This window comes from Paenibacillus dendritiformis (assembly GCF_021654795.1).
Taxonomy (GTDB): domain Bacteria; phylum Bacillota; class Bacilli; order Paenibacillales; family Paenibacillaceae; genus Paenibacillus_B.
In genome coordinates, this window is sequence record NZ_AP025344.1 from 1,491,098 (window position 1) to 1,515,685 (window position 24,588).

A 24,588-nucleotide genomic window follows, 5' to 3' on the forward strand; every position below is an offset into this window, starting at 1 on the left:
GAGCAGTCCGTGTATGAGGAAGCATATGGCTTAAGATTTGATATTTATGAACGGGTTCATTTATCCGACGACTGTGTCGGTATCGTCCAATTGGAAGAGGTTGAACTGACGCCCCACATTCAGGTGATCCCGGCCGGAGATCAAGTGACGGTTCGGGGCAGCCTGCTGCTGGCGGGCGTCTATGAGGGAGACGACGAAGGCCGGGTCAGCCAGTCGCTGGAGCATTGGATTCCGGTGGAGATTACGCTGCCGCTCAACCGGATTCGTAGTTTGGAGGATATTTCCGTCGACATTGAGCATTTCGATGTCGATCTGTTATCTGCCCGATCTCTTAACATTACGGGCATCTTGTCGCTCAAGGGCATCGCGATGGAACCGGCGGAACCGTCGAGCTGGGAGCCGGAGCAATTCACGGTCGTCCATCAGACGGAGGAGGAGCGCGGGGAGGATGAACCGGAGTGGCTTCGGGACTACGGGGAAAAAGCGGCGCCGAGTCCGGAGGCGCTTGATGCCGTGGCTCGCATCCGCTCCTTGGCCGACGGCGCCGAGCAGCGCGAAGAAGAAGGGCAAGCTGTCTCCGAACCGGCGGCTGAGCCTTTGCGTGAGAAGACCTACTCCGATTATATTGATCAGATCGGAGAAGCGAAGAAGGCGGAGGCGAAAGCCGAAACGGAAGAGGCCGAGCCGGATCAGGATCCCGGCCGGACCCAGCTGACCTGGGATCATGCGCCATGGGCCTTTCCAAGCGTAACGGATTTGCCGCCTGTGGTGCCGAAGGCCGTGGCTGAAGCGGAGGCAACCGGGGAGGCCGCCGGAGAGGAAGCCGGCGCGGACAGCGGACCGAAGGGCGAGCCGGAGTATCGTTCGCTCGACGAGAAGGAGGCCGCTGAACCGGAAGCGGAGGAGAAGCCGGCCGAAGCGCCTGCCGGCCGCACCGGTGAGGAGGCGGCGAAGTGGAATCTGCCGGAGCCGCAGGGCTCGGCAGCATCCGCATCCGTTCCGGAGCCCGAGCCGGAGGCGAAGCCTGCGTCAGCGCCGGAGCCTGCACTCGAGGCGCAGACCGAGCCCCGGGCTGAGGAGAAGCCAGCCGAAGCGCCTGCAGCGGCGGCCTCCGCCGCCGCCTCCGCCGGCGAAGCCATAGTCTCCGAAGCTTCCGCCGCAGAGGCGGACGTATCCGAAGAGCAGACGGCGGCGGAGGCGAATCCGCGCGAGGAAGCGGAGGCCGAGCCGGCCGGGGAGGCCGCCGCAGCCGCAAACGCTGCGGACGCAAAGCCCGAGATGAAGATCGCGATCAACAGCTCCAAGCCGGCAGACGCGCCGACCGCGGGCGGAGTCGGCTTCAGCTCGCTGCTCGAATCAAGCCGCCAGAAGAAGGAGCGGGAGCAGCGGGAAGCCGAGACGAAGCAGGCCGAAGAAGAAGCGGCGCTGGAAGCGGCCAAGGTGACGACCGGCGACGATATGAAGTGGCAGTCCCTGTTCCTGCAGCGGGTGAACGATGAGCACAGCTTCAAAAAAGTCCGCATGTGCATCGTCCAGCGCGAAGAGACGCTGGATACGATCGCGGATCGTTATCAGATGAATACGAATGAAATCGTGCTGTATAACCGCCTGCCCGACCAGAACGTGACGGAAGGCCAGGTGCTTTATATTCCGGTCACCTCCTGAACCGGGACACAATAGACCCGTCCGGCGAATCTCGCGGACGGGTCTTGTATGTGGTATGCGCATGCTGGGAAGGCCTGCCGCGAACTCAGTATACATCGAGCAAAAACCCGAGATACACGAGGAACAGCGCGAACAGCAAAAAGACATCGAGCCCGGTGGGCAGAAGCAGCGTCCGGACAAACTGCAGGCAGATGAGGGGAAAAATGACTCCTTTTACCGAATAGCGAATACGCCACCACCAACGTTCCATATGAGGACCACCTCCTATAGTACATGTTATGAAAGTGGAAAATCGGGATATGACTAATACGAAGAACGATTTGAAGCCGTCTATTGACTCGTGTGGAGAGCGAAGGTAAAATATATCGTAAACATGTGGTTGTCAGCGCTTGTCGCTGATGCCGCGGAGCAAAGACGTCGAACAGGAAGAGTAAGCGTCAAGGCCCCTTACAGAGAGCAGAGCGATGAGGTGTAACGCCTGCAGGAGCGTCCCGCTGAAGTCACCTGGGAGTTGCCCGTTTGAACGCGTCACGGTAGTGTATGAGCCCGGTGCTCGACATGTGCCGCCGCGCGCTAGAAGGGGACGGCCGCAACCGTTACATGCAGTGGAGTGCCGCCGCGTTCATGCGCATCATGAGACGCTTGGCGGAATTAAAGGTGGTACCACGGAAGTTGAACCTTTCGTCCTTTGCGGCGGAAGGTTTTTTTATTTGTCATAACGGAGGGAATGCTTATGTCAGAGAGTCAGGAACAATTGTCCATGCCGACCACGTATGATCCGAAGGCGGCGGAACAGAAATGGTACGCCTATTGGCAGGAGGGCGAATATTTCAAAGCCGGCCGCCGGCCGGATGCCGAACCTTACACGATTGTGATCCCGCCGCCGAACGTAACCGGGATGCTGCATATCGGGCACGCGCTCGATTTTACGCTGCAGGATATCATTATCCGCTCCAAGCGGATGCAGGGCTATGATGCCCTCTGGCTGCCCGGTTCCGACCATGCAGGGATCGCGACGCAGACGAAGGTGGAGCAGAAGCTGCGGGAAGAAGGTCTCACCCGCTATGATCTGGGCCGGGAGAAATTCCTGGAGCGCGTCTGGGAGTGGAAAGGCGCCTATGCCAAGACGATTCGCGAGCAATGGGCGAAGATGGGCTTCTCGCTCGACTATTCCCGCGAGCGCTTCACGCTCGATGAAGGGCTGTCCCGCGCGGTCCGGGAAGTATTCGTGAAGCTGTACGAGAAAGGGCTCATTTACCGCGGCAAGTACATTATTAACTGGGATCCGGCAGCCCGCACGGCGCTGTCCGATATCGAGGTTGAATATAAGGAAGTACAGGGCCACCTTTATCATTTGAAGTATCCGCTTAAGGACGGCAGCGGCTCGATTACGGTCGCGACGACCCGTCCGGAGACGATGCTCGGCGACACCGCGGTAGCCGTTCATCCGGAGGACGAGCGTTACAAGCATATGATCGGCAAGATGCTGGTGCTGCCGATAGCCGGCCGCGAGATCCCGATTATCGCCGACGACTACGTCGACAAGGAATTCGGCAGCGGCGCCGTGAAGATTACGCCCGCGCATGACCCGAACGACTTCGAGATGGGTCTCCGTCATGATCTGCCTCAGATTAATGTCATGGATGAGAGCGGCACGATGAATGAGGCGGCAGGCTCTTACCAAGGACTGGATCGCGCGGAGTGCCGCAAGCAGATTGTCAAGGATCTGGAAGCGCAGGGCGTGCTCATCAAGATTGAAGACCATGTCCATCAGGTCGGGCACAGCGAGCGGACGGGCGCGGTCGTCGAGCCGTATTTGTCGACGCAGTGGTTCGTCAAGATGAAGCCCCTGGCCGAGGCCGCTATCGAGGCGCAGAAGAACGGACAAGGCGTCCGCTTCGTTCCGGATCGCTTCGAGAAGACATATCTCCAGTGGATCGAAAATGTGCGCGATTGGTGCATTTCCCGCCAGCTCTGGTGGGGACACCGCATTCCGGCATGGTACTGCGAGGACTGCGGACATATGACCGTCGCGCTCGAAGATGCCGCTTCCTGTTCCTCCTGCGGCAGCGCGAAGCTGAGACAGGACGATGATGTGCTGGATACCTGGTTCAGCTCGGCCTTGTGGCCGTTCTCTACGCTAGGCTGGCCGGAGCAGACAGACGATCTGAAGCGGTACTATCCGACCAGCGTGCTGGTGACGGGCTATGACATCATTTATTTCTGGGTGGCCCGCATGATCTTTACCGCGCTTGAGTTCACGGGCGAGATTCCGTTCAAGGATGTGCTCATGCACGGCTTGGTGCGGGATGCCGACGGACGCAAAATGTCGAAGTCGCTTGGCAACGGCGTCGATCCGCTGGAAGTCATCGAGAAATATGGCGCCGATGCGATGCGCTTCATGATCTCGACGAGCAGCACGCCGGGACAGGATCTGCGTTTCCGTTGGGAACGGGTGGAGCAGGCGCGCAATTTCGCGAACAAGATCTGGAACGCTTCCCGCTTCGCCTTGATGAACCTGGAAGGCTTCACATACGAAGACATTGATCTGTCCGGCAAGCTGGGCACCGCGGATCGCTGGATTCTCCACCGCCTGAATGAGACGGCACGCGATATTACGCGTCTGATGGATGCGTATGAATTCGGGGAGACCGGCCGCGTCCTGTACAACTTCATCTGGGATGATCTGTGCGACTGGTATATCGAATTCGCCAAGCTGAGCCTATATAACGGCGATGCGGCGGCCAAGAAGACGACGCAATCGGTGCTGGCCTACGTTCTTGATCGGACGCTGCGCATGATTCATCCGTTCATGCCGTTCATCTCCGAGGAGATATGGCAGCATCTGCCGCATGAGGGCGAGACGATTACGCTGGCGGCCTGGCCGGAATACGACGCCGCTTTCGAAGCGCCGGATGCCGTGCGCGAGATGTCGCTCCTTATGGATATGATCCGGGCAGTGCGGAATATTCGGGCGGAAGTGAACGTTCCGATGAGCAAAAAAATCGAACTGCTCGTCAAGCCCGCGAATGCGGAATATGACCGGAACATTCATGATAATCTCGAGTACGTGGAACGCTTCTGCGGCACGTCCAAGCTGTCCGTCGAATTGAATGCGGCCGCCCCAGGCAAGGCGATGACGGCCGTCGTGACGGGAGCCGAGCTGTATCTGCCGCTGGCGGGCCTTATCGACATCGATCAAGAGATCGCGCGGCTGGAGAAAGAAGTCGAGCATCTGAACAAGGAAGTGGAGCGCGTCGAGAAAAAGCTGGCCAACGAGGGCTTCATGGCGAAGGCGCCGGAGAAGGTCGTGGCGGAGGAGCGCGCGAAGCTGCAGGATTACAGCGGCAAGCGCGACAAGGTGATGGCGCGCATTGCGGAATTGAGAGAAGTGTAATCGAGATTGCCATTGAACGGCCGAACCGTCGGGGATCCGTCTCCATGACGGTTCGGCCGTCGATGAGTTCATAGGTAAGGATGAATTGCTTATGTCGGACAACCAACGAACGAACCTGTCTGCTGCCACGGATGCCTTCGCGACGGCGGAAGCTGCTATTGACTGGATTAATTCTTTGATTCCTTTTGGCATCCGTCCCGGATTGGAGCGGGTTGAACTCATGATGGAGAAGCTCGGCCATCCGCATCGCCGCCTGAAGTTCATCCATGTGGCCGGAACGAACGGCAAAGGCTCTACCTGCGCGCTGCTGACCAGCGTGCTGATGGCCAACGGTTACGATGTCGGCACCTTCACTTCGCCGTACATTGAGAAATTTACGAACCGCTTCAAATATAATAATGAAGATATTCCGGAGGAGACGCTGCTCCGCCTGGCGAATGAATTGAAGCCTCTGGTGGACGAGATCGCGGCGACGCCGCTCGGCTCCCCGACGATGTTCGAGGTCTCGACGGTGCTGGCCATTTGCTACTATGCGAAGGTGGCGTTCCCCGACGTTGTCGTCCTGGAGACCGGATTGGGCGGCCGGCTGGACGTTACCAATATCGTGACGCCTATCGTCTCGGTTATTACGAATATCGGGCATGATCATATGGATATTTTGGGCGACACGATCGAACAGGTGGCGTCGGAGAAAGCCGGCATCATCAAGCCCGGCGTCCCGATTGTCAGCACGGTGGAGCAGCCGGAGGCGATCGAAGTCATCCGCCGTACGGCTGCGGAACGGCGCTCCACGCTATACTTGATGGGCGAACAGTTCCGCTACGAGGCGCTCCATTCCGTGGAGAATGAGCAGACCTTCCATTTCCATGGACCGTTCCGGGAACTGGGGAACTTGACGATTACGCTGAACGGCGCGCATCAGATGAAGAATGCCGCCGCGGCGCTCATGACCCTCGAGGTGCTGAGACAATATATGGCCTTCCGGGTGGATGACGAGGAGCTCCGGGCGGGCCTCCGCAGCGCGGCCTGGCCGGGAAGACTGGAAATGGTAAGCGAGCAACCCCGCATCCTGCTGGACGGAGCCCATAATCCGGAAGGGGCCGAGACGCTGGCTCAGGCGCTGCGGGACACGTACCGGTACAAGCGGCTCCATGTGATGATGGGGATGCTGTCCACCAAGAATCATCATGACGTGCTTCGTCATATACTTCCTTTAGCGGATACTCTCATTTTTACGGAACCTGATTTCCGCAAGAAGATGAGTGCGGAGAACTTGAGTCATATTGCAGAAGAATTGCTGGCAACAGCCTCGCGCCGCCCACAGATTGCAGTAGAGCCGAACTGGCGCGAGTCCCTAGAACGGCTCAAGGCGATGACCGAACCAGGCGATCTGGCGGTGGTCACCGGCACATTATATCTGATTGCGGACGTTCGCTCGTACGTCTTGCATCGGACCGAATCGGAAAAAGGTTGGTGAGTTCGTGTGAAGACGACGGAACATATTCATTTTATCGGCATCGGGGGCTATGGGATGAGCGCCATCGCCCGCGTCATGCTGCAAATGGGGTACGCCGTCTCCGGGTCCGACGTGGCCGCATCCGAGGCGACGGAGAAGCTGCAGGCGCAAGGAGCGAGAGTACATATCGGGCATGATCCCGAGTATGTTGACGATGCCGACATGGCCGTATATTCTACGGCTTGCCCGGTCGACAATGTGGAGCGCATCGCGGCGGAGCGCCGGGGGATTCCCGTCCTGCACCGCTCCCAAATGCTGGCGAAGCTGCTGAATGCGAAGAAGGGCGTGGCGGTCGCCGGGGCGCACGGCAAGACGACGACATCGTCGATGATTGCGTTCGTGCTGGAGCGCTGCGGGGCCGATCCGACTTATATTATCGGGGGAGAAGTGACGAACCTGGGGACGAACGCCCGGGCGGGCAGCGGCGAATTCGTCGTAGCGGAAGCCGACGAGAGCGATGGCTCGTTCCTTGCTTACCATCCTTACATCCCCGTCATTACGAATATCGAAGCCGATCATTTGGAGAATTATGAGGGGGATTTCGAACGGCTCAAGGCGGCGTATGTTCAGTTCCTGTCCCAGCGCAATCCGGATGGGATCGCGGTGCTGTGCGCCGATGATCCGATCCTGCGCAGCATGGCGGCGCAGCTTGGGCAAGGGGTGGTCACCTACGGCATCGACGAGGCTGCCGACTATACGGCGGACGAGATCTACGCCGCGGGTCGCGGCATGACTTTCCGGATGCGCCATTGCGGCGAGACGCTGGGCAGCGTCCGTCTGTCCATACCGGGCCGGCACAATGTGCTGAACGCGATGGCAACGCTGATCGTGGCGATGCAGGCGGGAATCTCCTTCGAGAGTGCTGCTGGTGCCATTACCGAATTTATCGGCGCGAAGCGCCGCTTTCAAGTTATTGGGGAAGAGGGCGGCATTCTGGTCATCGATGATTATGCTCATCATCCGACGGAGATTGAAGCGACCCTGGCGGCGGCCAAGGCGACCGGACGCCGGCTCGTGGCTGTCTTTCAGCCGCAGCGGTATTCGCGGACCTATTTCCTGTTCGAGCAATTCAGCCGCGCCTTCAGGGAGGCGGATGAACTGATTGTGACCGATATTTATTCGCCGGCAGGAGAGAAGCCGATAGAAGGCGTTACAGCTGCCGCGCTCGTGAACCGTATCCGGGAGAACAGCAATGGGCAGGCTCAATATATCGCGAACAAGGACGACGCGCTGGAGCGGCTGAAGGCGCTTGTGCGTCCGGGGGATCTGGTGCTGACGATGGGCGCGGGCGATATATGGAAGACCGCATATGCATTGAGTGCGGCTGTGAAAGAACGGATCTAGCTGAAAAGACAGAAGGAGACCATTCCGGCGGAATGGCCTCCTTTTTTGTTGCGGGGATATGCCCAGATGATTCGTGCGTCCGGCGGCGTCGGTAGCATCTCTGTCTTCAGCAGGCGATGCGTCTCTGTCCCATTCGATGCTGCGCACCCGCGGCGTGCCGGAGAGATGTCAATACATTGCTTAAGGTTCACTGCCGCTCCCTTCGCTGCTATGCTCTCGCATGGTTTGGCCGAAGGCGGAATCCCGGCGAATCTAGCATGCGATATGCCTTTTTTCATTTTCATAGACAGGGAAGGTTCTAAGGCCTTGTAATCTATCATAGATTTCATAGTAAAGAAGAGGACAAGGTGAGGTGTAGCAAAATGAATCGTTCGCACAGCAAAATGACATTCCGGTTCGGCGAATCCGGAACGGCATCCGGCCGGGAGCGGAACGAGCGGAACGAGCGGGATGACCGGGAGCAGGGGAACCTCGAGCAGACGGCCAACGCGATAGATAAGATTGCCGAAGAGGCAGGGACGCTGCTGGACGGTCCGGGAAGCGAAGATGAACCGGAAGCGCACGGGCGTCCGCATTCGGCAGAGGCAGATGACCGTCCAAGCCCGGCCGGCGCAGAGGAGGACGAACTACGAAGAATCGAGACCTTCATCCGGGAATCGGACCAGGAGTCATCTCAGCGCTATCCCCTTCCGGTCTCTATCGCCGATCCAGCGGGCGAATCGATGAGCGAGCAAGGGGAATGGACATGGAGCGGGGTGCATACCCGCACCCGCAAGCCGTCTCTGTGGAAGGTGCTCGCTTCCGTGGCCGGGGCGCTGGCGACCGGAGCGGTGTTCGGCTTCATCGCTCTCTCCCTGTTCAAGGGGGAAGTGCAACTTCCGGATCCGACGGCGGGACTGCCGGATCTGTCCTCGCAAGCGGCGAAGGTGACGGACGGCGGGAAGAAGGCTCAGACCGCTGCGGACAAGCCGCCTGCGGACCAAGCCGCCATTCCGGCCGCCGCACAGCCGGCGGCCGGCAACGGGGAGAAGTCGGAAGCGGCTTGGCAAGCGGCTGGCGTCTATGTCACTGACGTGAACATTCCGGAGAAAACGTTCTATATGCTTCAATATGGCGTCTTCGACAAACCGGAGGGAGCCAAGACAGCGATAGGCGATCTGCGGGATAAGGGAATGGCGGCGATGGAGGAGCAGGGGGATCAGTATCGCGTCTATGCGGCTATCGCTTCCGCGCGCGAGGATGCAATGAGCTTGAGCCAACTGCTGAAGAACCGGCAGATCGATCTCTATGTCCGGGAGATGAGCCGGCCAGCCTTGACGAAGCTTGCCTTCCAGGGGAACGCCGCCGATGTGGAGCAGTTCATCGCAGACAGCGACAAGGTCATCGGCTGGCTCATGGCGCAATCGGTTGCCCATCTGGAGGGAACCGAAGCCGCGGCCTTCGCCGCGGAAGATACCGAGCGGCTGCGGGAGCAGCATCTGCAGTGGACCCAGCGCATGAGCAAGGTGCAGAAGGGCCAGCCGAAGCAATCCGGCGATGCCTGGACGAAGCTGGTGCAGGCGATGAACACGGCGATTAGCGCCGTCAATGAGTATAACAAACAGCCGTCCACCTCGCATCTGTGGAGCATTCAGCAAGCGGTGATGCAGTATTTGTCTGCGGAACGCTCCTGGCTGGAGACGATGAAGGCGTAGCCTCGGGGCGTGCGGCAGAACAAAAGTAGAGGCTTACCAAAGCAAAAAGCCGGCATCAGCCGGCTTCCAGACTGTCGAGAAAGACCTGTCGACAGTCTTTTTTTCTTAGGAAGGGCGGGGGCCGGGGGAGGCAGGACAGGTTAGGTTAGGGCAAGCTGGTCTGTGCATGAAACTAGATGGTCCGCGCATGAAGCTGATGTTCCGCGCATGAAGCTAGATGGTCCACGCATGAAACTAGATGGTCTGTGCATGAAACTAGATGGTCCGCGCATGAAGCTGATGTTCCGCGCATGAAGCTAGATGGTCAACGCATGAAACTGATGGTCCACGCATGAAACTAGATGGTCTGCGCCTGAAGCTTGATCGTCCGGGCATGAAGCAAGCTATCCCCGTATGAAAATGCTGCACAGGCGCAGCATTTTTAACCTCAAGAGGCTAAAATCCGAGAAAATCCTGCAAAATTACATTATTTGGCCATTTTGATTGCTATTTATGCCTAGCCGTAGGGTAATTGCTGTATTTTTGCAGCAATCTTATTTTCGCAGCCCCGTCTCAATGAAATTGCTGCATTTTTGCAGCATTGGTGGGGTAGGTGACTAGAGCAACGGGAGAGACTGCAGCATTGGCGGAACAGGTGACTATAGCGACGGGAAGTACTGCAGCATTGGTAGAGCAGGTGACTAGAGTGGCGGGATTTACGCAGCTTCTGCCTCTTTGATGAAGCAGGTGAAAAAAAGTCATTGGTTACCTATTTTGCGTTCAATCCATCCAGCGAGCTGAGGATACTCAATCAGCGTTTGCAGCGCAGCCAATCGCTTGGTGCAGCGGATGATGATATTCTCGAGGCGGGTCACCTTCGCCATACAGAAGAAAAGAAACGGATATATGCGCAGCGAAAAGAAACAATAGAGCGGGGGCTTGCCGATTTAAAGGAGCAGCATGATATTCGGTGAACGACCTTTTACGCGGGTAAAGAGAGCGTCTACTGCAAAGCGATGCTTGTTTTTGCTGCGATGAACCTCAAAAAAATGGCGACCTGGCTCTGAAAGATCGGATGGATAAAAAACGTAAAGAACTCCCGCGACTGCAGTCTTAAGCGGGAGTTTGTCTTCAATCTGAAAGCCGGCATCAGCCGGCTTCTTTTTCTCTACAGCGAGCTCGTCAAAAGATCAGTTGACGGGAGGAGCCATAATTTCCTCGATGCGCGTCAGCACGTCCTGGGTCAGCGCGGTGCCGGAAGCCATGACATTTTCCTTCACTTGCTCCGGCCGGCTGGCTCCGACGAGGGCGCTGGATACGTTGCTCTGGCGAAGTATCCAGGCGATGGCCAGCTGCCCGACCGTGATATTCAGCTCCCCGGCCAGCTCTGCGAGCTTCCGGACCTGATCGATCCGCTCTGGCGTAATTCCTTTGCGCATCCCTTCCAGCTTGGAGGCGCGGCTGTCTTCCGGGAATGCCGAGGCGGAGCTGTATTTTCCGGTCAGCAAGCCTTGGGCCAACGGGGAGTAGACGACTTGTCCAATTCCGTTCCGTTCCCCGAACGGAATAATTTCTTTCTCGATATGACGGTCGAACAGATTGTAGACGGGCTGGTTGACGACGATTCGGTCCAGCAAATAGCGATCGGCAATGGCCAGAGCCTCCGCCATCTGCGCCGCCGTCCACATGCTGACACCGACGTACAAAATTTTGCCTTGGCGCAGGAGATCGTCCAGAGCGCGCAGCGTTTCTTCCATCGGCGTCTGATCGTCGAAGCGGTGGCAGTAATACAAATCGATATAATCATGCCCGAGCCGCTTCAAGCTTGCGTGGCATTGCTCCGTAACGTGCTTGCGGGACAGCCCGCGATCATTGGGGCCGTCTCCCATGGGGCCGAATACTTTCGTAGCGAGCACATAGGATTCGCGCGGATAGGCCTTCAGCGTCTCGCCGACGACCTTCTCCGCCTCGCCGCGCTCGTATACATTGGCGGTATCGAAAAAGTTCACGCCCAGTTCATAGGCGCTCTGTATCGCCTGAACCGCGTTTTGGCGTTCGACGTATCCTCCGTAGGTGAGCCAGCTTCCGAGACTGATCTCGCTTACTTTCAGCCCGCTTGCTCCCAATCTGCGATACTGCATGCTTCCAACCTCCTAGACTCCGTTATGATGATCATGCTTAGATAGACCTTATTCCATTGTAAAAGAAGTCATATGCGTTTGGAAAGCCGAAGTATGCGAACGCTTGGCGTTTATCTCAACATTTTCCTCCGTAACTTTGGGGCGCCCCGCACGTCTAACATAAGGATAAAGCAGGCCTCTGCACCGCCCCGGCGCGCTTCTGGAACATTTCCACAAACTCCCGCCATTTTTTGCGCCAAATGGAATAGGAAAGCGTTTGTTTCAAAGTCAACTTCCGCGTATAATAAAAATGGTGTCAAAAAATGGCGAGGAGCGGATGAACATGGCAATGCAGACACAACGACAACCGGAATTGATTTTGGCTTCATCCTCCCCTCGCAGGCAGGAATTGATTCGCGCTCTGGGCCTTCCTTATTCGGTCCAACCCAGTGATGCGGACGAGACGGTGCCTCCCGGATGGCCGCCTGATCGCATCGTCGAACAATTGGCTTTGCGCAAGGCCGACGCTGTGGCCCGCGTGCGGCGCAGCGAAGGGAAGGACGGCATCGTCGTCGGTTCGGATACGATCGTCGTGCTTGACGGCGCGGTGCTCGGCAAGCCGGTGAACGAAGCGGATGCGGAGCGGGCGCTGACGGCGCTTCAGGGACGATCTCATGAAGTATATACGGGCGTCGCCCTCGTCCAGGTATCCGACGGGCGGACAGCCGTGAGCCATCGGGCCACGGTCGTACATATGAAGCCCTGCAGCACGGAGCGAATCCGCCGGTATATCGCGACGGGAGAGCCGATGGACAAAGCCGGGGCGTACGACACCACAATGCACCTTGGAGACATTGGTCAGTATCGTGTATTATCTCAGTCGCCAAGCGGACAGCCAGAGGTAATTGTGGGACATACTGTCAGTAAAGTAACGTTTAGACCTATGAGTGACGCGGAAATCGAAGCTTATGTAAAAACTGGTGAGCCACTCGATAAGGCAGGAAGTTACGGGGCACAGGGGTTGGGCGCTGTTTTTATTGAAAAAATTGAGGGTGATTTTTTCAGTATTATGGGACTTCCCTTAAACCTGTTGTACCAGATGTTGCTGAAGTTTGGTATCAGTCCATTTCAAGAAAAGTAAAGTTTACCCGACAGAAGGTGCTCGAAATATTTAGCACCTTTTTCGTATTTCTCGAGCGAAGACAAGGCTTCACACTATGTGTGGGGCTTTGCCTTTTTTATTTAAGGTTTTTCTTTTCAAGTCGACCTCATTCAAGCTAATGTATTAAAAACGGTAACCAGACGTAACTTGGAGGAATGAGGGTTGTGGCAAATATTACGGGATACTGGAGCCAAGGAGAAATCCTTTATACACATATGGAGGAAGAAGGGATTGTTTTCTTTCCTAACGAAACAGGATTATTGATTTGGTTCAACCCTTATGTAGAAATAATTGATACATTTCAATGGGCACAACAGAGCGGGAGAGTTTCACTTATAGGCAAAAAGCAGATTATCTTTCGAGACGATGAACTCTCTGAAATAAAACCTTCTGATCTTTGTGTCGCTGACGTTTTAATGAATATGGTCAGGCGTAAGTCAATCAATAGCGGAACTGTAAAGACACTTGAATTTTCAGAGCAAATTGGGTATTCACCTTCAAGTCGATTTGGCTACATATGTAGAGATATATGGGGTATGGATCATTACAAAAGTAAGCAAGAAGTAATATTGAGATACGGTGATTTCTCGAAAAGTCGGAATTGAAATACAAGATAAAGGCAGCTTTGAATTCTCAAGCTGTCTTTATTTTTTGCACCTAACGTACTACGAGTGAGTATTTCTTCAAAAAGAATTTTTAGGTACTTGAAAATCCTCGATACTTCAACATCTGAAATTAAACCTAAAACATATTAAGTAGTGACATTTATAAACAATGCAAACCAAAAGGACGGAGGGATAATGTTGAGCCAACCAGAATGGATCGAGGAGTATCCTATGGACATGAATTATGAACATACCTCGCCTACCGAGCTAAGTTTGAACGCTCTAGCGGCAATGGCACAGGACTTTGCAGCTTTAACTGGACTTAGTTCGAGTCAATTGCGACACCATCTTATAGAAAGGACATTACTGCCACTGGCAGCGAAGAAAGGAATGACCGACGATATAATCCTTTCTTTCAACAACGAAGACGGTAAGTTTAAAGCGTTGGTATGTGAGCTATATCCGACTTTGGTTAAGATGGTGGACAATGTAGATCAATCAAAGAATCGCCCATACTTACTGGAGCTTCTTACAGTAGCAATGTCATTAGTTGTTTGGAACGCAATCGAGAATAAAGTAAAGGCGAAGTCAATCGATACGAAGCAGTTTCAAGGAGTTACCCAACAAGTTTGTGACACTACGGTTTATTTTGAAAACGAAGTCTTTCCGATCACCGACTTTGTAGGATCAGTTGCAGTAGAGCACCGCTCCGTAGAGAAGGGTGATTTTGAAGTCATTTCAGATTTGCTTGAGGTATTGAAAGTCTTGAACACTGTTGGAACAGGAAACTCATCGGTTGTTTCTGAAAGAGTAGCTAAACCTACACAAGACAAGCAAACCTATATCAGAGAGCTTGCATCAAAGGGTTTTTTCCCGAAGGATAATAAGACTTCTGTTGCAGGAAAAACAGGTATTCATGACACTCTGATTGGCTTAATCAAGCTGTTCTACTCGGAGTCACCAGTTAGTAGTCTTGGCTTCAAGGATAAAGTGTACATGGTCAATCAATCCCTTTTGGAGTCTAAAGGTGTTAATCCAAAAGGAGTCGATATCTGGAACGCAGCAACGTACACTCTGGACGAAGATTTGATGTTCCGAGTATTCATCAAAGAAGACGATCTTTCATTTACTGTTCTGATAAAGTTACCAGTAGGAGTCACCAATTTTGATTTCTCGAGAAAGTCCAGCGAATTGGACGCTATCCCGTTATTATTCAGTAACATGAATCCTTCAGCGGGAACCGTCTATTCCAGTTCATTAATGAAACAACCGAGAGTCTGTAACTTAGGCTCAACGAGGAAAGTTACGTCAGCCTATGACTGTATCGAGATGGTTTTATCCAAGGACTTACTGGCATTCCGAAACGCCAATTGGTCATTGCGGGATTACATTAGAGCTTGTCAGGGCGAACAGAACGCCTTTACTTCATTTGACGATTTGTCTTTAGGTGAGAAGATCGTTGTCGGTGTCATGCCAGGAGCTTTGAAAGCCGAACGATTTGACTGTACAGGAAAATACAATGTGAGCGGTATTGTAGGTGGAGGAGCCGGTTCAGGTAAAACCGCAATGTATGACAGTTTATTGGTGCAATCAGTTGCCCTGCAGGGGGTTGAAGGAAACGGCTCTGTGGTTCTCATCGACCAAAAGGAAGAATGGGTTCCGATTTGGAGGAAGGTATTTAACAGCTTAGGAGTACCGTTTTACGGTTTTGATGGAGAAGTCCTGAACTCTGCTGAATTGAAGTGGGTCGATATTAAGCGTGGGGAAAGAGTAGTCGAGAATATTCCTTTTAAGGTCAATGCCTATATCGGGGGTATCCTTTTTGTCAGAGTGGTTTATCAAACTATTCAGGTCATTCTAAAGGAGACAGGCTGTTCTGACATTATCGAGTTTAATAAAGGCAATCACAATTACAAGGGAATCACAAGGCTTCCGCGCATCTTCTTTTTGGTCGATGAGCTGAATTCTTTGTATGCAAGCATCAAAGGCGATCCTGCTATTCCGCAGAGTGTTTACAAAGGATTAATTTTAGCAAGGTTGACCAGAACAAGCGGCTTCCACTGGTTATTAGGTGGTCAAGATCCGAGTAAGACGCTAATCGCAAGTGATGAGCGAAGCAATTATAACTACAATATCTTCGGTAAGATGGCAGACGAGCGCTATGAGTATTTCGGGGTCACTCAGAATCAAGCGGTTCAAGGCTATGAGAAGAAGCATGGTAACTTCGATAATCCGAATCCAATCCTAAGCCAAGGGGTATTTTACGCAGGACCGAAAGGGAAAACGGATTTGGTTAAGAGTTTATTTGTTTCGAAGGATGAACGTCTGGACGCAATCAGAGACTTAAATTCTTCACTCAGCGGCATGCAAGAATTGGACAAAATCGTAAGGTTGGCTTTGGCTGAAGGTTATTTTGATGCATTTGAAGTTACATTAGGTAAGCCCAATAACATTGTGTATGCAACCCTTCGTAATTTCGGGGTTATTTCGCAAAAGGAATTTGAATATTACACCGAACGTATATTGAGCGGAAATAACAATGACGCATCGGACGTACTTGATGATGCATTGAATGTTTACGAAGCCGATTCTATTAAAAAGAGCCCAACCCCGACCAACGTAGTTGAGCAGAATCGCCTACTCGAGAAAACCTCTAGTGGGACGATCTTAACCGAAAGACGAGACTTACCCGATGACCACCTGCAATTGAAGAATGCTCGACCTGTATATCAAAATCACGTCATCCAAGAGCCATACGTTTCACCAAGAGAACAGAATGCTTTTTCAGCAATTTATGAAGCTCAGGTTGATCCCGAGGTAAATCCATTTGAAGTATTCAAAGTTGATAATCGAGATAATCTCAATCCTGTTTCATCAATGACTGCATTCAGAATGATGTCAGATATGCTTATGAAGCAGATTAAGCAAATGGTTGGAGATTTGAAAAGGATTGAAAGCTTTGAAGTCACTGGTAATGGTCTTATCATCAACGATGTTGCATTTAGACCGAGGTTCTCACAAGAAGTATTGAAATCCATGCCTTATGCAATAAGAGTTCAAGTTGAGAAGGGGAATGTCGTAGAGCTATTCCATTTCAAAAACATCTTTAGGTTCAAGAATTTAGTTTGTCTGCGAATCGATAATGCCCGTCTTGCAGAAGGGCGTGTAAGACGCGAAATTGGTTGGAGTCAGAGAAAGTCATGGTTCAAGCTATTCGATCATTTCCGTCATCTCAGTGAGCTGTATATCGGTGGAGAGTTAATTGCAGATGAGGAGACGGCTAGGGAGTATGACAATCGTGGTCGCGGCGGATTCACGTTAACGGAAAAGTTGAGAAATGCATTCGGTCTTGGGGTAAATGTTGCATCTTCTTCCTACATGGAACGTGTTTGGGATTCAAAGCCGGTAAGAGTCATGGGAAGTGCGGTAGGTTGGACACTAGCCTTTAAGGGGGTAACGTTGGCAGCGACTTTACTCGGTCCTTGGGGGATCGTTTTCGCAGGTCTGGCAGGTTATAAAGCCTATCAGGAACTAAGAAATCGCCAAGGACATAAACAAACTCAAGTGCCAAAACATCTTCAAGGGAAAATGCCAATTCAACAACAAAGGCAAAGTCAGTGGCAATGGCAACAGCAACAGCAAACTCGGGACCCAAGATATCGCCAAGGGACAAAGCGGACTAGACGCTGAACTGGCAACTTGACTTTGTTGATTAAAATTGACTTAACAACTCGGTACATGAGCTTATGGATGATTGTTTAATTTATGCTATTGAAAATTCATTTAATTTCAGGACAAGTTATCCAAGCTAATTTATATTACATGCAAGGGAATAATAAGCGTAAAGGAGGAACGACCAATGCCACCCTATGCAAATGAGGAAACCATGATTTATTCATCGACCGTATACACCAGACATAGTAAGCCAAAACGGTCTTTTAGCTTTGTCATCAAAGGTATGATAATAAGCGCAGCATTTCTTGCTAGTATAGCTTCAGGAGGGGTTTCGGTTAATGCAGCATCGACTCCCTCCATCCCTCCAACCATCGCCGCGCAACAAGTCCAAGTCAATTTCGAAGATGAGGCGACATTAATAGCAAATCTCAACATGGCGGTTAAAGCGATTAAGGAAGAGGGCTGGACGATACAGAGATTGACCAAGATCATGGATCAATTAACCTTGATCGAGGACAGGCTATTTGACGGGAATATTTTCAAGGGCGATGAGGAATTGAGAAGCCATCTGAAAATTGCTCTTACCGAAACTGAAAGTGTGTTTACGGCTCATGGGGCTGATGGATTACCTACCCTTCGTGAGAGTGATGCTCCTGAACGATTGTATCGAATGCAGGAAATACTTGGGATGAAGTCTACTCGAAATAATGTTAATTTAGCGCCAGTTGGTCAAAAGAATGAGGTAAAGATCGCTTCAGCTGCCAAGGACGAGGTAACAGTCTTTATCGATGGTGTGAAGCAAAACTTCCCGCAGTCAGCAATCGTTAAGAATGGAAATACTCTTGTTCCCTTGAGAGGGGTGTTTGAAGCGTTAAAAGCAGATGTGAAATGGGATCAGCCAACTCAAACAGCTACAGCAACTAAAGGAAATACGACCATTAAACTCACTATTGGACAAACAACAGCTTATGTTAATGGGAAAGCAGTCCAGTTAGCCGCTAAAGGCGAGACCATCAATGGCTCGACAATGGTTCCCCTTCGTTTTGTCAGCGAAGCCCTTGGGGGAGAAGTTAAATGGGACTCGAAAACAATGACAGCTTATATTGAAAGTTCAAAAGTATCTGATTCGGGTAAGCAACAGGCAGTTGACGGTATTTCTGTAAAGCACGGCAAACACACATACGCCAGTCGAAATCAGAGTGAGTACGATCAAGTCATGAAAATTGTTGAGAATGCGGTAAAAGGCTATGACGAATCTGGTTTTGGAGGCGTTTATCAAAAGTACTATTATGAATACCTCGATGGAGCCAGATGGACAGGCGATAAGTCTGATCGATCTGACCGAAACCGTGGTTTGTATGCGGCAGAGAATTCAATTGGTGATTTAGTTAAGGCAGGAGTCAGTAAAGAGGAGATTGTAAAGGTTGACACAATAGCTTCAATAGCCTATGACCTGTTACGAGGGGTACCAGACCCTAAAGACGGTTCTCCAAGATCTGCTTTTGATGCTCTTGCACGTTCCCCAAGAATGACAGATTGTGATTCCGATAGCCAAGTATTTTCTGCAGTATTTGACGCAATGGGTTATAACACGATGATTGGCTCCAGTCCAAATCATGCTGATCCTTATGTTGAGATTGATGGAATCTGGTATTCAATCGTATCAGGCACGTTCACTAAAGCAGGAACTAGTGCAGATATTTCAAAGTTCCTGAAAGAGAATCCAGATCGAGGTATTCATACTCAGCCGACCTTCGGATCAGTGATAAGTAAATAATAATATCAGTATGAGGCGATGTCATTCACGGCATCGTCTTTTTAATTTTGTGAAGATTTTTCAAGACCTAAGCCCAATTTCAAGAGTTGGCGGGACATCTAACTTATAGATACAAGCAAAAGACTGTCATCCAAAACAGTTGAGCAAAACCAGAACAGCAAAAGGGAGGAAATGAAGGATGAGAAGGATAGTTTCCAGCATGTTAGTCCTCGCCCTGCTTCTTTCGCTATTCGCAGCATCAGCCTTTGCGAGTGAAGTTGAGCCTAACGAAGTTGTCCAGAGCGAAATTGAAGCAGAAGGAGGCACACAGCCCGAAGGGGGCGATTCAGTCAATGAAGCCATCCCGACCAAAGATGAACCCAATGATTTAACCAGTCAGACCACTCAACCCAATGAGACCGCACAACCCGAAGAGACTATAAATACAGTCTCTTCCGACAACACAGCCCGAACAGTAACAGACGGTCTGCATGTTGTAGTTTATTACGAGTCCGATCAAGGCTCCTACATCCCCGAGTTCAACTTAGAACTTTGGAATGTAGCAGAAAACAAATTGATTAGCAGTGCAGTAGGTAACAGCCAGAACTTCAGTAACGGCAAGTACAGCCTGATCTTCAATCACCCAGGCTACAGGCTTGGTGACCAGTTCGCACTAATCCTAAGAAGTGCTGACGGTATCATCGATGAGATTAATATTAATGGCTACAGCGTGAAGGTAAACACTCACTACAAGTTCGGTATTGAGCCTTTCGTTTACTATGAAGGAGTAAATGACGAGAAGGTTTTCCAAGACCTGACCGCTACGAAGCTAAGCCCCATCGAGGCTTCCCTTAAGACTAACCCGAAAAAGATTGGACTACAGCTCCAATCCGAGTCAGGCTCGCCCTTGAAGCAGCTACCAATCATTATCAAGCTATTAGAGGGCAAGGGAACCTTAACCGCCAAGTCAGATGACAGTGGTATGGTATGGCTCGACAGCAACAAGCTAACTTGGAAATTCCTCGTTTCATCGGAAGGTAAGGTCGCCAAGGACGGTTCAAATGGCAAAGCCGAAATCGAGCTTCCTTCTACAGTTATAGCCAACACGCAGAAGAGCGTCCTGACTTTCCCGATCATATTTGAAAATCAGGTAACCAGCGGCACTATGAAGGTAAACTTCACGACCGATGCCAATACAGACCTGAGTAAAGCATGGTCAGAATTCGATATTGCTCTTTCCGATCCGAATGGGGTATCCAGTACTTTCTCTGCGAATCTGGACACTACGGAGATCGAAGGCATCGCAGACGGCAAATACAAGGCATCGATCACATCCAAGTATGCGGAGGTCAAGCTCAATTCCGATGCCCTTGTTACCCTGAGTGATGGTAAAGGGGGCATCGGGGGCATCGTTAAGCCGAAACATTTCCTTGAAATCAGTAAGGACGGCAAACCATTCAACTTTTCCGTCATCAACGTTGAGAAGGTTGCGGACAAGCAATACAAAGGCACTAATCCAATCTCATTCGCGGTAACGCCGGGAGAATCGTTTATGATTAAGGATAACGATACAGGTAAAGTAGAGACAGTCGCCATCGACGCCAACTCCCCGATCACTAGAGTCGTTTTAGGTGCAGGAGTCGTTTTCGGCGGTTCGGCAAGCACACCCCATACAGGGGATGACCTAGTCTATTTGGTAATTGGTTTTATTTTGTCATTGACTGTAACGGCAGGATGTTTTGTTCTCTACAACAGAAAGCGTAAAAATTCGTCACCTAAGATTTCGGCATTGAGTATTATGCTGGCGGTTGCATTGGTAGCTCCGCTTTTTGCTCCTTCAGGGGTTCACGCAGCTTCTTCGGATGCAAACGTGGGAGGTACTCCACCTGCATCGGGCGGTGCTAATTCATCAACTGCGGCAGGAACGTTCCAAACCTCCGAGCGGATCGCCGTTTTGCAGTTTGGTTTCATCCCGAACAAGGTCAAATCGGATGGTAAAGGGGTTCTGAATCCTGATTCGAAGAAGGCTGATCTCGAAGATCCGTTCAAGTTCAATTATGAAGACCTATTGTTCTACATGGCTCCGAGCAAGACTTCGGACAACTTATTCCGTAAAGCTGGCTCAGGCTTAATCACCTTTGAGCGAGGAACTGGAGTATCGACTCTTTACGGAAACAACCCACTCTATCCAGATAGCCCTAAAGGTCAGAGCCATGCCGAGTTGATGAAGCGTACTTTGGATTACGCCGACAAAGCCATAGCCAAATCGAGCAATATCAACTACTTCGAGCAAATCATTGCCGATACGCTATACAATATCGCTCCAAGCGACTCGAATCGTTCTCTTTCCGGTGAAGGTAACGTGAAGGTGATTGGCGATTCCCTGAAAGGGATGATCGAAGCCTACATTCTCCGTCACGGTAGCCAAGATGCAGGAGAGCAGTTCGATGCCCAGGTCATTGGCAGTCTGATGTTCTCGGGGTATCTGAATCTAATCAAGACCAATGGCATCTTGAAAGGCGAGGACTACATCGCATTCGAACAAATGATGCGTGACAAGTTCGACAAGAAAGAACTGATCTTCTTCGCCCAAACAGTTGTCGGCATCTCGGTCAAGGATAGTCGCAGTGCATATGATCGTGACTATGCCTTCATTTCGATGCATGATGCGACAGATTGGTATCTCTGGACTAGACAAAAAGCTCGTCCGACGGATTCCGTTCTGCAGGGGTTAACAGCAAATCGAGAATTTGAAGCTGTCTCGAAAGGTGGAGCTACGTCTGCCGAGCAAGGTTCCCAATCTCCATACAAGGAGAACGGCAACCTTCCGAATACGTTCAGAACGTATGCCCGAGACTTCTACGCCAGAACGTTGAAACCAGTAAGTTCGGCAATCCCGATGACATCGGACGCTTCGGTCAATGGATTCGGTGGTTGGGGTTATCAACCTTGGGGCTACGGAGATGGGGAAGCGGCGAAGAAGCCTGCAATTACAGCTGAGTTGAACGTAACGGTAGTCGACAAAAACGGTAACCCAACAAAGGATTCGTTCACGGTTCCAGTCAATGGATGGTCAGAAGAAAGCCAGAAGTATTTAAGCGATTTGAAGTCAGCAAGTGATGTATTCATCGCAGGGGGTATGTCTGTAGAACATAGCGGCAAGACATATGACATTCTTCCAGACGAAAGAGCTAAATTTGAACTAATTGATATGAAGGACAAAGAAAATCTCAATAAGCGTCAGCTTACGAAAGGAGCAACTGGAGAAGAGGGGATAGTTTCCATTCCGACGTCTGGATCAGACCTTTGGGAAATCGAGCTTGGATGGGACACTCCGCTTCCACTTGATCTGCATAAGTATTTAGGCGGAACGACTTCGTTAGCTTCTTCTACTGTCGAGAACAAATATGAAGGTTCGGATGCTTACTCCAACGCTCAACTCACTTTATATGTTAAAGCCAAGGAAGATTCAATTGAGCCAATCACTTCGAACTATGATGTTCCGCAGTGGAGACTTTCGATGTTTTGGGATAACATCTCAGATAAAGGCATCAACAAAGCGAAGTTCAATTTGTCTTTACCGATCAGCACGTTCACGAACCCTAAACTTAGTCCTTCTGGAAACACATTGTTCAGCTTAGTCGATCCGGACTTGAGCAGTACACCTTGGGCATTAAGCCGAGCGAAACTGTTTAATGATACACCAACTAAGAACATCTCGGTATATAACCCTGCAGCATCGTTCAATTTAGCTGGCGATCTGTTAGCTGTTCGAGACAACAGTTCGGTAGCCAACATCAAGTTGGCTTCATGGTTGAACAATTTCAGTTTGTTCGATGGAAGGATCGCTTCTGCAAGTACAGGGGTAACTGAGAATAAGCCAGTTGTATCGAAGTCACATGATTTTAAATATGGGGTAAAAAGCCCTTATTCCTCCTATACGTACAGCGAGACGAGATACAATTGGGTTTCAACGCAGTATGGTGGTTATTATGTTCCATATACTTGGTCGGGGTCGGCAACACCGTCGTATCTGACGGCAGACTATGAAACAAGCATCCGCTTTAACCGTTACATTCCGAAAGATAGCTCGGCTCCAAAAGCGATTGCCGATGCTTCCGATTCAGCTAACGGTATGTTCTGGCAAGCTAATCAAGGCAAAGAAACCTTTAAAGTGAACCCAGAGGTTCTATACGCCTATGATGATGCGTCAGGAAACACAAGTGTTGCCTTCGCCGCGGGCGATAAGCTGAGAGAAATTCGCCCTGTGAGCTACAATCTAGCGCAATTCGTTAATGTTGAGGTCAAGCCAGAGGTAGTCGGCGCAAGTACAGCGACTGATGCGAATGCCAAAGACTTAGCGAAGAATCTGAACGCTGGAGGTAAGCAGGTCATCTATAAGGGGTCAGCGATAACCACGAACTTTGAAGTGAAGGGCGAATTGGAGTTGAAGACCTTTGCTCTCGACATCGGTTCTTCTGCCCTTAAGAACGCTTGGAATCCATCCTCGGCTTATAGTACGGATGCCATTAATGAAACATACTTGAGCGAGTATGCAGCTAAGGACGAAGCAACTGGTAAGTGGCAAGTAACATTCGATGCGAATGGTAAACTGGTCATCGACAATAAGGAGTATGGCGGTCAATCTGCCAAGCTGACAGTCATTGAGTCGAGTAAGGCTATCAAGGAACATACTTTGGAAGTGCGCGGCGGCAAATTGGTCGGGGTTGATGGCAATCGAAACTTGGACAGCCTCCCGCAAGAATTGAAGGACGCTCTCACTCGGATGCATATTCTCGGTAACGATAACATCTTCAATTCCTTCGAGAGCGGCAGTGGTGATAAGCTTACTGAGCAAGCCGTAGCGACTCTCGGTAATGCAGTGAGGGGCTCGAATGATTTGAAAGTTGGCTCTGGATGGTATGCAGAAGATACGACTACTCTGGTTGTTCGTGTCTATACAACAACCTTCGAATTGCCGAGCCATATGTATGTCGACAAAATACCGATGGAGATTCCAGGGCTTGAGGTATCTGGCGACAAGAATCAATTTTTCAGCAAGGGCTTCACTGGACATACGAAGCTGATCTACAAAGTTGGTCATGTCGGCATGGTGTTCGACAGTTCCAAGGGCGACTTTGGCGGTAAACGGTCGATTGACTTCATAGTCGGGAACACATCTGTAATGGACACATTCAGTACAGTTCAATAAAGCTCCACCTTAATAGGAGGTGTCGAGAAATCGGCACCTTCTTTATATTTGGGGTTCAATTCACCAACGTTTCAAGTTATAGTAGATACATTTATTTTCTACCATTCTTGAAATGAGGTGATGTTATGGCTAAATTATCCGAGTTGTCGTTGTATGCCAGATTCAAGTGGGCGGTTCCAGTCGTTCCCACGGTTAAAAAGGATGAAGGGTTCTTCAGTGATCCGAAGCCTTGGGATTTTGATGAGCCAGTGCTGGAGCTGATTGAACAGATGTTTGTTGAAATCGAGGAATTCTTTTCTACGAAGAACATGCCAGTAGAAGTGGCAATTTACGAAATCAGGGAAGTATTCGACCGGCTCCATGTGGAGATGTACAGTCCACATCAGGAAGTCTACATGATCGTGGAGAAGTACAAGAAGCTATCCGAAAACCTATTTTAACTTTGTGGAGGGTGTCGAGAAAA

General features: G+C 51.1%; 13 protein-coding genes, 1 pseudogene and 1 other annotated feature. Of the genes and pseudogenes, 12 read left to right on the forward strand and 2 right to left on the reverse strand.

The window, feature by feature from the left end; translation table 11 throughout:
* The first annotated feature begins 9 nt into the window (after window positions 1-9).
* Window positions 10-1,665: a LysM peptidoglycan-binding domain-containing protein gene (locus tag L6439_RS06520; RefSeq protein WP_213468886.1), complete on the forward strand. Its 1,656-nt coding sequence runs from the start codon at window positions 10-12 to the stop codon at window positions 1,663-1,665.
* A gap of 85 nt (window positions 1,666-1,750) precedes the next feature.
* Here the strand turns inward: L6439_RS06520 and L6439_RS06525 are convergent, their stop codons facing one another.
* A complete protein-coding gene (locus L6439_RS06525) occupies window positions 1,751-1,915 on the reverse strand; it encodes a hypothetical protein (RefSeq protein ID WP_168182067.1) in 165 nt (54 codons plus the stop codon).
* Between the two features lie 158 nt (window positions 1,916-2,073).
* Window positions 2,074-2,357 (forward strand) — a binding site (T-box leader).
* A gap of 35 nt (window positions 2,358-2,392) precedes the next feature.
* On the opposite strand from L6439_RS06525, the gene L6439_RS06530 reads away from it, so the two are divergent.
* The 5 genes and pseudogenes from L6439_RS06530 to L6439_RS06550 all read left to right on the forward strand — a co-directional run.
* Window positions 2,393-5,062: a valine--tRNA ligase gene (locus L6439_RS06530; protein WP_420540575.1), complete on the forward strand. Its 2,670-nt coding sequence runs from the start codon at window positions 2,393-2,395 to the stop codon at window positions 5,060-5,062.
* 91 nt (window positions 5,063-5,153) lie between these two features.
* Complete coding sequence (locus L6439_RS06535) at window positions 5,154-6,539, forward strand: bifunctional folylpolyglutamate synthase/dihydrofolate synthase (protein ID WP_213468888.1); 1,386 nt, start codon at window positions 5,154-5,156, stop codon at window positions 6,537-6,539.
* A 6-nt stretch (window positions 6,540-6,545) separates the two neighbouring features.
* Window positions 6,546-7,922 (forward strand): UDP-N-acetylmuramate--L-alanine ligase, encoded by a 1,377-nt coding sequence (murC, locus tag L6439_RS06540; RefSeq protein ID WP_213468889.1) that lies wholly within the window; start codon window positions 6,546-6,548, stop codon window positions 7,920-7,922.
* 362 nt (window positions 7,923-8,284) lie between these two features.
* Window positions 8,285-9,616, forward strand: a complete 1,332-nt coding sequence (locus L6439_RS06545; protein ID WP_213468890.1) for an SPOR domain-containing protein — start codon at window positions 8,285-8,287, stop codon at window positions 9,614-9,616.
* 842 nt (window positions 9,617-10,458) lie between these two features.
* Window positions 10,459-10,656, forward strand: a pseudogene (locus L6439_RS06550) (transposase); the annotation flags it as partial.
* A gap of 129 nt (window positions 10,657-10,785) precedes the next feature.
* Here L6439_RS06550 and L6439_RS06555 read toward each other — a convergent pair.
* On the reverse strand, window positions 10,786-11,736 hold the full coding sequence (locus L6439_RS06555) for an aldo/keto reductase family protein (protein WP_168182055.1): 951 nt from the start codon (window positions 11,734-11,736) through the stop codon (window positions 10,786-10,788).
* A gap of 328 nt (window positions 11,737-12,064) precedes the next feature.
* On the opposite strand from L6439_RS06555, the gene L6439_RS06560 reads away from it, so the two are divergent.
* The 6 genes from L6439_RS06560 to L6439_RS06585 all read left to right on the forward strand — a co-directional run bounded on the left by L6439_RS06560 (window position 12,065) and on the right by L6439_RS06585 (window position 24,565).
* Entirely contained in the window at window positions 12,065-12,856 is a 792-nt protein-coding gene (locus L6439_RS06560) for a Maf family protein (RefSeq protein WP_420540586.1), read from the forward strand.
* Between the two features lie 185 nt (window positions 12,857-13,041).
* Window positions 13,042-13,482 (forward strand): hypothetical protein, encoded by a 441-nt coding sequence (locus L6439_RS06565; RefSeq protein WP_213468892.1) that lies wholly within the window; start codon window positions 13,042-13,044, stop codon window positions 13,480-13,482.
* Between the two features lie 237 nt (window positions 13,483-13,719).
* The gene (locus L6439_RS06570; RefSeq protein WP_213468893.1) at window positions 13,720-17,172 is read left to right on the forward strand and encodes a hypothetical protein; all 3,453 of its coding nucleotides are present in this window, start codon (window positions 13,720-13,722) and stop codon (window positions 17,170-17,172) included.
* Window positions 17,173-17,341: 169 nt separating this feature from the next.
* On the forward strand, window positions 17,342-18,934 hold the full coding sequence (locus L6439_RS06575) for a copper amine oxidase N-terminal domain-containing protein (protein WP_213468894.1): 1,593 nt from the start codon (window positions 17,342-17,344) through the stop codon (window positions 18,932-18,934).
* A gap of 178 nt (window positions 18,935-19,112) precedes the next feature.
* Window positions 19,113-24,125 (forward strand): hypothetical protein, encoded by a 5,013-nt coding sequence (locus L6439_RS06580; protein ID WP_213468895.1) that lies wholly within the window; start codon window positions 19,113-19,115, stop codon window positions 24,123-24,125.
* 125 nt (window positions 24,126-24,250) lie between these two features.
* A complete protein-coding gene (locus L6439_RS06585) occupies window positions 24,251-24,565 on the forward strand; it encodes a hypothetical protein (RefSeq protein ID WP_213468896.1) in 315 nt (104 codons plus the stop codon).
* The last annotated feature ends 23 nt before the right edge of the window (window positions 24,566-24,588 follow it).

What these genes read in the sequence shown, in the direction of transcription:
- L6439_RS06525 (WP_168182067.1), bottom strand. Translation starts at nt 1,915, where the DNA reads ATGGAACGTTGGTGGTGGCGTATTCGCTATTCGGTAAAAGGAGTCATT.
- L6439_RS06530 (WP_420540575.1), top strand. Translation starts at nt 2,393, where the DNA reads ATGCTTATGTCAGAGAGTCAGGAACAATTGTCCATGCCGACCACGTAT.
- L6439_RS06535 (WP_213468888.1), top strand. Translation starts at nt 5,154, where the DNA reads ATGTCGGACAACCAACGAACGAACCTGTCTGCTGCCACGGATGCCTTC.
- L6439_RS06545 (WP_213468890.1), top strand. Translation starts at nt 8,285, where the DNA reads ATGAATCGTTCGCACAGCAAAATGACATTCCGGTTCGGCGAATCCGGA.
- L6439_RS06555 (WP_168182055.1), bottom strand. Translation starts at nt 11,736, where the DNA reads ATGCAGTATCGCAGATTGGGAGCAAGCGGGCTGAAAGTAAGCGAGATC.
- L6439_RS06560 (WP_420540586.1), top strand. Translation starts at nt 12,065, where the DNA reads ATGCAGACACAACGACAACCGGAATTGATTTTGGCTTCATCCTCCCCT.
- L6439_RS06570 (WP_213468893.1), top strand. Translation starts at nt 13,720, where the DNA reads ATGAATTATGAACATACCTCGCCTACCGAGCTAAGTTTGAACGCTCTA.
- L6439_RS06575 (WP_213468894.1), top strand. Translation starts at nt 17,342, where the DNA reads ATGCCACCCTATGCAAATGAGGAAACCATGATTTATTCATCGACCGTA.
- L6439_RS06580 (WP_213468895.1), top strand. Translation starts at nt 19,113, where the DNA reads ATGAGAAGGATAGTTTCCAGCATGTTAGTCCTCGCCCTGCTTCTTTCG.
- L6439_RS06585 (WP_213468896.1), top strand. Translation starts at nt 24,251, where the DNA reads ATGGCTAAATTATCCGAGTTGTCGTTGTATGCCAGATTCAAGTGGGCG.